The sequence below is a fragment of the Mesorhizobium sp. Cs1299R1N1 genome, from assembly GCF_037179655.1.
GTDB lineage: Bacteria > Pseudomonadota > Alphaproteobacteria > Rhizobiales > Rhizobiaceae > Mesorhizobium > Mesorhizobium salmacidum.
The window spans coordinates 24,340-33,151 of sequence record NZ_JAPYKR010000026.1; the positions used below are offsets into that span (position 1 = coordinate 24,340).

Below are 8,812 nucleotides of genomic sequence, written 5' to 3' on the forward strand. Positions count from 1 at the left end.
GACAACGATGGATTTTATCGAGCAGATATTCGGCGTGGCACCGGACGGGGGCGACGGCACAACCGAGATGCTATACATAGCGGTTGCAGTTGGTATTTTGGCGATGGTCGCTGCCTGCGGGTTGGCCCGCCGTCGCGCTGCAAACCGGCGCCGGTAGTTTCCACTGCTGTCGAGATTCCGGGTTTTGCTGCAACGGCTAAATGGGATCCAGAGGGATCGATACTCTGCCGATCACGCGCGATCATTTGGAACTGCTCGACCAGGATGAATCGAGGCGAACTCGGCTAGTTGTTTACGCCATCATGTGAATTGTTTCGTTCCGTTTTAGGGTAGTTTGCTGCAGTTTGCGCCGTCCTCCATATGTGAGTTCCACTGCCCCTGTACATTCGCTCAACAGAACTGCGCAACCTGGCCTGCAGCGTGGATCGATCGCCTTACTGTCATTTTTGAACTAACTGCCCGGTCTGCGTGCCGCGACAGTCGCCACAAACTAATAGAAGGCGCGTCTGATGAAAGATATCCGCGTGGTCACCGATTTCCCGCGCAAAGTTCGTGAGATCGAGAATTTGTGGATCCCTATGCCAGATGGCGTGAAGCTCGCTGCGCGCATCTGGCTCCCCGAAGACGCCGCCGCCGAACCGGTCCCTGCTATCCTCGAATACCTGCCTTACCGCAAACGGGACGGAACAGCGGAGCGCGATGCACTCACCCATCCCTACTTCGCCGGGCACGGCTATGCCGGCGTACGGGTGGATATGCGAGGCACTGGCGACAGTGAAGGCGTTTGCAAGGGTGAGTATTTGAAGCAAGAGCAGGACGACTGCCTGGCTGTGATCGAATGGCTGGCGAAGCAGCCCTGGTGTTCTGGCGCAGTTGGCATGATCGGCATCAGTTGGGGCGGCTTCAATGGGCTCCAGGTTGCCGCCCGCCGCCCGCAGGCGCTCAAGACCGTCATCTCGCTGTGCTCTACCGATGACCGATATAATGACGATATTCATTATATCGGCGGCGCACATATGTGCGACAATCTGGAATGGGGTGCCACTGCCTGGGCAATTGCCATGACACCCCCCGACCCGCTGATTGTCGGTGACCGTTGGCGTGAGCTTTGGGAAGGCCGCCTAAACGGCAACGGTATTTGGATGCAGGACTGGTTCGAGCATCAGCGTCGCGACGAGTTCTACAAGCACGGATCCATCTGCGAGAATTACTCCGATGTAGAGATTCCCGTGTACTTAGTCGGCGGCTGGGCCGACAGCTATCCAAACCCGATCTTCCGCATGCTCGAAAACCTGCCCGGCACCCGCAAGGGGCTGATCGGTCCCTGGGGCCACAAATATCCGCATTTCGCAATGCCGGGGCCGCGCGTTGGTTTCCTCAAGGAATGCCTGCGTTGGTGGGATCAGTATCTCAAGGGCATCGACACCGGCATCACCCGCGAACCGATGCTACGGGCCTGGATACAAGACCCATATCCGCCGGCCGCCATTTACGATGAGCGCCCAGGCCGCTGGGTTGCCGAGCCGTCTTGGCCGGGACCCGGTGTCGGCGAACGCTCGCTGGCCCTTTCGCCGGGGCTCCTTGCCGAGGGCGCCCGCAGCGACGACGTGCTGACGATCTGTTCGCCTTCGACGGCGGGCCTGTCGTCGGGGGCCTGGTGCGGCTACGGCGTGGATCCGACCTTGCCGATAGATCAGCGCATGGAAGCCGGCAATGCGCTCGTCTTCGAAACGAAGCCTTTGGAAGAAGCCGTGGAGATTCTCGGCTTCCCAGAATTCGAGGCAACGTTCGCCTCGGACAAGCCGGTTGCGCTGATTTCAGCGACGCTGTCGCTAGTGCTGGAAGACGGAGCGGCATCGCGCGTCAGCTACGGCATTCTCAACCTCACGCATCGGCATGACGACCTCGAACTGCAGCCGATGAACGCAGGCAACGCCGAGACTGTGCGCATCAAACTGCGTTGCTGTGGCCAGCGCTTCGAGAAGGGTCAGCGTATCCGCCTTGCCGTTGCCACGGGGCATTGGCCAATCGTCTTCCCGGCTCCGGAGAAGGCCACGCTGTCGATCCACTGCGCCGGGAGCAGGCTGATCCTGCCTGTGCGCAAGCCGCAGCCATTGGATGCAACGCTTGCGGCGTTCGAAGGACCTGAGAGCGCAACGCCCCTTGTTCAGGAAGTGATCAAGGAGCGCGAGCCTTTCCGGCGCGAGGTGACGACCAACCAGATCACCGGGGAAACCACCTATACCGTCAGCAGTGACGGCGGAACCGTACGTCACCCACATACGGGGATCACTCTGTCGGCCAGGCAAACAACCGTCTTCGCCATCCATCCGGACGATCCCAACTCAGCGCGGGGAACCGTGACTTGGGAGAAGTCCTACGCCCGGGGCGACTGGGATGCCAAAGTTAGGGTTTCGGCGACGGTGCGCGCGCTACGTGATGTCTGGGCCATGGAGACTCATCTCGTCGCGCGTTCCGGTGACGAGACCATCGTTGATCGCGAAGCGGTCAAGGAGTTTCCACGCGATCTGAACTAGCCGACGTCCAAATCGTACTCTGCGGGAGCGAACGTCAGCGGCGAGCGCGCCCATTCTAGGAGCGAATGGCAGTAGGGGCAGTCATGCTCCGCCTTGATCCCGCTAGCAAATCCTAGCTTCACTATTAGCGGTTCCAGGGGGGAACGCGAGATTCAAGGCGAAGAAGTTCTCGAATGAAAGCACTGGGTCCGCCAGGATTCCGACATCTTGCTCGTGAAGCGCGGTCGCTGTGCTGGGGAGGCGGGTACATCTAGTTTTGCGGGTCCGCGAACCGCGGCCTAGTGACTCCGGCAGCTGTCATGGACGAACGGTCTCGATCATCTGCCAGGCTTGGGGTGACCAGGTCGAGCATCTCATTGCTACGCCGATGACGCGCAGATCGCCGTGGGCAGCACGCACAAGAGGGCTCGCGCAATCTTCGTGTGCGGCAGATAGAGGTTGAGTTACGCACCGCCGTACCGAGGCAAACGGTCGTTTATGGCGGCGTTGTGCTGATGCAATTTGCCATTATCTGCATCTGGCAACGCGCCGGAGCTTGATGCTTTGGTTGGCGGAACGCGTTCCTCGAGAGAAGCCGTGCTAAAGATTCCAAGGCCTGCACAAATCAGAGAAGCCGACGTTCTCTCTCGCCACAGTAGAATTATCACCATCCATGCGTGACGATCTACATCTCCTTAAGAACCAGTGTCGCATGCGGTCAGGGAATAGTTCGATGACCGTCCCGATCAGTTCGCCATGATACAAGGTTTCACTAACTATGGAAAATGACCCTCTCAGCCTTGATGAACTCGTCCGCCGCGTGAATGCGAAAGCTGCCGACTACTGCGCCTTAAGCGACCGTATTTGGGCAATGCCCGAATTGGCATTTGAGGAGCATCGGTCGGTCGCCGAGCACATTGCTATGCTCGAGCGCGAAGGTTTTCGCATCACCACGAATGTCGGCGGCATCGCAACCGCCTTTGTCGCCGATTTCGGCGTCGGCGGCCCTATCATTGGGATACTCGGCGAATACGACGCGCTTCCCGATCTCGCTCAAGTCGCGGGCGCAACCGAGCCTAACCCATCGATCGCGGCGGGACCAGGACATGGCTGTGGGCACAATCTTCTCGGCTCTGGCTCGGCGCTGGCAGCAGTTGCTTTGAAAGATGCGCTCGCAGCTGAAGGCATAGAAGGTAGAGTGCGCTATTATGGTTGCCCCGCAGAAGAAAATTTAGGGGGTAAGGCCTATATGGCCCGAGCCGGCGCTTTCGACGATCTCGATGCTGCCTTTTGTTGGCACCCGGGGGTTCTCAATGAAGTGGCAACAAAATCCACGAACGCTGCAATCGGAGCTCGTTTCTCCTTCACAGGTCGCGCGGCTCATGCGGCGTGTAACCCACATTCTGGGCGCAGCGCGCTCGACGCTGTAGAATTAATGAACGTGGGTGTCAACTACATGCGCGAGCACATGCCCTCAGATGCACGGGTTCATTATGCCATCACGAACGCCGGCGGTGACGCCCCTAACGTGGTGCAAGCATATGCTGAGTCAGCTTACTTAGTTCGTTCCCCGGATGTGCGAGATGCTGAGCGGCTGTTCGCGCGCGTGAAAAAGATCGCAGACGGTGCTGCACTTATGACGGAGACGTCTGTTAATGTGCAAATTACTGCAGGATACTCCAATATATTGAACAACAACGCGCTGCAAGACGTCATGTATGAGAACATGCGGCGTGTCGGCCCGCCTGCATTTGATGAAGCTGACTATGAGTTCGCCACGGAGCTTCGCAAGATGGCCCTGACCGACGAAGATGTGTTGGCCAGCGTCGCAACGCGCGATATTGCCCTGAAGGATAAGATCCTCCACGATAGCCTTCTGCCCTTGGGAACGGACACCTTCGATATGGGCTCGACAGATGTGGGCGACGTCAGCTGGATCGTGCCTACTGCACAGTGCTACACGGCCTGTTTCGCTATCGGCACGCCATTCCACACTTGGCAGCTCGTCACCCAAGGCAAACTGCCAGCAGCCCACAAGGGGATGATATTGGCTGCCAAGGTCATGGCTTCTACGGCGGCAGACTGCATACGCAATCCAGAGATCATCGCTCGTGCAAAGGTGGAGTTGAAGCAACAAACAGGGGGGCGTCCGTATCGCTGCCCAATACCTTTGGACGTCACGCCCAGTAATCTGCGCGGGAAGGCGCTGTAAAGCCGCAATCAATAATCTCTGATGGACAAGCCGGAGCGACCGGTGGGTGAAATTATATTGGTCAGGAGCGGTGCGGGTCACGTAGTCAGCGACGTGCTCCTAAACTCTAACGCCAAATTCCAAATCTCCCCTCGATTAGGAAAAGAAATCGATGAGTGAAACAAGTAGTGTACTTGCAAACGACAAGACCAATATCTATGTTGGGGTTTCGAGAGATTTCTACTCACTGATAGACGGTTTGCTTGTCCAGGACGGCTCGAAATTCAAGGTCGTAAACCCGGCGACACTGGACACTGTCGGAGCCGCAATAGTGCCAAGCGTCAATGAACTGCACCAAGCGATCTACGCTGCCGACCGGGCTTTTCTAGCCTGGCGGGACGAGCCGTGGAAGATGCGCAGCAGTCTCCTCCTTGCTCTCGCCGACGTTGTCCGCAACAACGTTGAGGAATTGGCACACCTGTTGACCCGGGAGCAGGGAAAACCGCTTCAACAGGCTCGAGACGAAACCATCTCCTGTGCCGGATTTCTTGAGCACTGTTCAAGCCAGGAGTTGCGCCCTGTCGTCCTGAATGAGGATCCGGAGGCTTATACGGAACAGTTCTATGTACCCTATGGCGTCGTTGCAGGAATCGTGCCGTGGAATTTTCCGCTCGACGTCGCGATATCAAAGATCGGCCCCGCAATTATCACGGGAAATTCCATCATCATCAAGCCAGCACCGACGACTCCCCTGGCTACCCTGCGCTTCGGAGAGCTGATCAAGGATATTGTTCCGCCAGGGCTTATTCAGATCATCGCGGACGACGGATCACTCGGTCCAGAGCTCGTCAGTCATCCCAGCATCGGAAAGATTTCTTTTACGGGATCCACGGCATCCGGAAAAGCAGTTATGGCGTCCGCCGCTAGTGGCTTGAAGCGTGTCTCTTTGGAACTAGGTGGCAATGATCCCGCAATCGTGTTCGGAGACGTCGATGTGGTGCGTGTGGCGCAAGCCATTTTCAACGCGGCATTTCTCAATAGCGGACAGGTCTGTACTGCAATCAAGCGGGTGTACGTTCATGCCGGCATTGCTGACCGCTTCTGCGAATGCCTTGCCGCTCTGGCGCAAAGTGCAGTGGTAGGCGATGGCTTGGATGACAATGTCACTGTAGGGCCCCTGCAGAATAAGGCTCAGTTCGACAAAGTTCTTCAATACCTAGAAGAAGCGGAGAGAGTCGGCCGCATTGTAATAGGGGGTAAAGCGCCAACTCTTTCCGGCTATTTCATTAACCCTACCATCGTGACGGATATCTCAGATGAAGCCTCTCTCGTCAAAGACGAGCAGTTCGGTCCTATTCTCCCAGTCCTGACGTTTACGGATGTCGATGACGTTGTGCGCCGGGCCAACGGCACCCCTTATGGTCTTTCTGCTTCCGTATGGTCGGCTGACACAGATCGAGCGACCCGGATCGCTCGGCGGTTGGACTTCGGAACAATATGGGTGAACAAGCATCTGGAGTTCAACTTGGACTATCCGTTCAGTCCTTGTAAAGAATCCGGCTTTGGTACCGAAGGGGGTATCGAGGGATTGAAGGAATATGCCCAGCCCCGCCTGCTGAGCTGACATATTGACCGTATTGTGGGCAGTCGGCGCAGCCGACGACATCTCGGTCCAAAGGGGCGCAGTTATCAACCCCTTCAGTGACCCCATGCCTACCGTGACACGCCGCCTCCTCCCAAGGCGTACCGGCCCGGCAGTGAGCTCAGTCTCCTGCCGGGCCTTTGGTTGGCTGACGGCGTTCGCAAGTATGTCCGGCAAACCAGACCATCAGGGTATTCCCGCCTTTCGAAACTCCGTCGGCCAAAGGAGCGTCGGGGGACGATCAGGCCGCAGCCTTCTTGTGGGTCCTCTTTGCAGACTGTTTGGGCTTGGCAGGCTTTCTGCCGAGACCCATGGTCTCGGCAGACGCAGAGCGGGCGGCGCAATAATCCGGGGCGACCATCGGCTAGTCCGCCGGCAGTCCCCACTTGGCGTGGTATTTATCGGGCGTCAGGCCATAGTGGGTGGAGAGATGCCGCTTCAGCGACTTGAACTTTTTTCCATCCTCCAGGCTGATCATGTAGTCGTGTAGTCGGGCGTGACCGATTTCCTGATCGGGACTGTAGGCTTGAGGGCCTCAGGCTTCTCTGGCGAGCCACCGATTGCTCTTCAACGGCATGCACTTGGTCGATCAGCGCCGGAAGCTCGCCTACGGGAACTGAATTGTTCGAAACGTAGGCCGATACGACGTCGGCGGTAGGCCGATGAGGGCATCAGAGTTGCTTTCAGCTTCTTCTGTCACGGAATGCTCCTGATTAGATAAAGGATAGCCGGCGAAGGTCCGCTTCATTAATGAAGGGAGCCCAGAAAGCAATGGAAGTCGGGCAGGGCTGGCAGGGCTCTCTCATCGCTTGCTTCCCAAAGTGCGGCCGAGGCAAACGCACACGATCGGAAGACCGGAAGACAAACCCTGTCGCGTATTGTACCTCAGAGCTTCTGGGCAGAAAATCAATCGAACCCCGCTAAGGCCGTTCGGATGACGAATGAACAGCCATTCTACACCCGAAAGGTTTCGGTTTCGCCGCTTAGGAGAGCTCGAAAAAATTCTTCGCGCCGTACCCATAATGCCCTGATCCTGCCACTCTCCGTAGGCAAGTGCGCCAAGGAGAAATCTTCACCGCGATCTGTACAAAAACGAGAGGCTCGACCCAATGAGCAGGGTGGCGCGCGCTGACGCGGCTTCCGTTTCGTCGGCGACCTTCGCGCCGCTTGAGAACCCCACTTTTCGGGCGATCTGGCTCGGCGCGCAGGTGTCCAGCTTGGGCTGGCTGATGCAGACCGTTGCGATCAGTTGGCTGATGGCAACCATCTCGACCTCGGACGTGATGGTCGCCCTGGTCCAGACTTCCACGACGCTGCCCGTATTCATTCTGTCGATCTTCGCGGGGGCCATCGCCGACAATTTCAGCCGCCGCAAGGTCATGGCGCTAGGCTGGTGCCTTATAGCGTTGTCGTCGACGATGCTCACTGCTCTCGTGGGGCTTGGCTTTTACAATCCTTGGATGATCCTCGCATTCAGCTGCTTGGCGGGATGCGGCGCCGCTTTCACCGACCCCGCCTGGCACGCCTCGGTCGGCGACATTCTGCGCAAGCGCGAAGTTCCGGCTGCGGTCACGCTGATCTCGGTCGGCTACAATGCCGTGCGGAGCATCGGTCCGGCGCTCGGCGGCATCGTGGTTGCCTCGTTCGGACCGCTGACGGCATTTGCTGTGGCGACGCTGACCTATCTCACGATGCTGTGGGCGATAGGGCGCTGCAAATGGAGCGGTCGCTCTTCGCCGCTTCCGCGCGAGCCCTTGACCACCGCCATTCATGACGGAGCGCGCTTTACGGCGCTGTCGTCGGAGATCAAGGCGGCCATCGCGCGCGGAACGCTTTTTGGCCTGACAAGCATCTCGATACTGGCGCTGCTGCCGCTGGTGGCCCGCGATCAGCTGGGCGGAGGGCCGATCGCTTATGGCATCCTGATGGCCGGCTTTGGGGCGGGCGCCCTGTGCGCCGGCATCTCCAACAACGTGCTTCGACGGTCGCTGTCACAGGAGCGGCTGACAACACTGGCGTGTATCTCCTGCGCGGCGTGCTGCCTGGCGCTTGCATTCACGCCCTCGCTGGCGGTAGCGGCACTCGCCTTGACGTTCGGTGGCGCGGGCTGGGTCGTGACCTGGACGGGGCTTGACGTGAGCGTGCAATTGTCGAGCCCACGCTGGGTCGTCGGTCGCACGCTGTCGATCTACTCTGCCCTGTCGTCGGGCGGCATCGCGGCCGGCAGCTGGCTGTGGGGTATGGTGGCAGAGAACTATTCGCTCACCTTGGCGCTGGAAAGCTCCGCTGGCGCTCTCCTGCTGGTTGCTGCCACCGGGTTCCTGCTGCCAATTCGTCAATGGAAAGAAACCGACCAGGATCCATTTGGCTTTGAAACGCCGCAGCTCGCCCTAGACCTGAAGTCAAGAAGCGGCCCGATCGTCGTCAAGATCGAGTACTCGATAGCGGAGGCAAATGTCGAAG

5 protein-coding genes and 1 pseudogene are annotated in these 8,812 nt (G+C 58.5%); 5 read left to right on the forward strand and 1 reads right to left on the reverse strand.

Going from position 1 to position 8,812, the window contains the following annotated elements; translation table 11 throughout:
- Positions 1-7: 7 nt before the first annotated feature.
- The 4 genes from O7A70_RS31380 to O7A70_RS31395 all read left to right on the forward strand — a co-directional run bounded on the left by O7A70_RS31380 (position 8) and on the right by O7A70_RS31395 (position 6,331).
- Positions 8-157 (forward strand): hypothetical protein, encoded by a 150-nt coding sequence (locus tag O7A70_RS31380; RefSeq protein WP_337143809.1) that lies wholly within the window; start codon positions 8-10, stop codon positions 155-157.
- Between the two features lie 352 nt (positions 158-509).
- Positions 510-2,537, forward strand: a complete 2,028-nt coding sequence (locus tag O7A70_RS31385; RefSeq protein ID WP_337143810.1) for a CocE/NonD family hydrolase — start codon at positions 510-512, stop codon at positions 2,535-2,537.
- A gap of 757 nt (positions 2,538-3,294) precedes the next feature.
- A complete protein-coding gene (locus tag O7A70_RS31390) occupies positions 3,295-4,728 on the forward strand; it encodes a M20 family metallopeptidase (RefSeq protein WP_337143811.1) in 1,434 nt (477 codons plus the stop codon).
- 151 nt (positions 4,729-4,879) lie between these two features.
- Positions 4,880-6,331, forward strand: a complete 1,452-nt coding sequence (locus O7A70_RS31395; RefSeq protein ID WP_337143812.1) for an aldehyde dehydrogenase family protein — start codon at positions 4,880-4,882, stop codon at positions 6,329-6,331.
- 259 nt (positions 6,332-6,590) lie between these two features.
- Here the strand turns inward: O7A70_RS31395 and O7A70_RS31400 are convergent.
- Positions 6,591-7,049, reverse strand: a pseudogene (locus tag O7A70_RS31400) (MucR family transcriptional regulator).
- Between the two features lie 409 nt (positions 7,050-7,458).
- Here O7A70_RS31400 and O7A70_RS31405 point away from each other — a divergent pair.
- On the forward strand, positions 7,459-8,812 hold a 1,354-nt coding region (locus O7A70_RS31405), incomplete at its 3' end, for an MFS transporter (protein WP_337143813.1).

What these genes read in the sequence shown, in the direction of transcription:
- O7A70_RS31380 (WP_337143809.1), top strand. Translation starts at nt 8, where the DNA reads ATGGATTTTATCGAGCAGATATTCGGCGTGGCACCGGACGGGGGCGAC.
- O7A70_RS31385 (WP_337143810.1), top strand. Translation starts at nt 510, where the DNA reads ATGAAAGATATCCGCGTGGTCACCGATTTCCCGCGCAAAGTTCGTGAG.
- O7A70_RS31390 (WP_337143811.1), top strand. Translation starts at nt 3,295, where the DNA reads ATGGAAAATGACCCTCTCAGCCTTGATGAACTCGTCCGCCGCGTGAAT.
- O7A70_RS31395 (WP_337143812.1), top strand. Translation starts at nt 4,880, where the DNA reads ATGAGTGAAACAAGTAGTGTACTTGCAAACGACAAGACCAATATCTAT.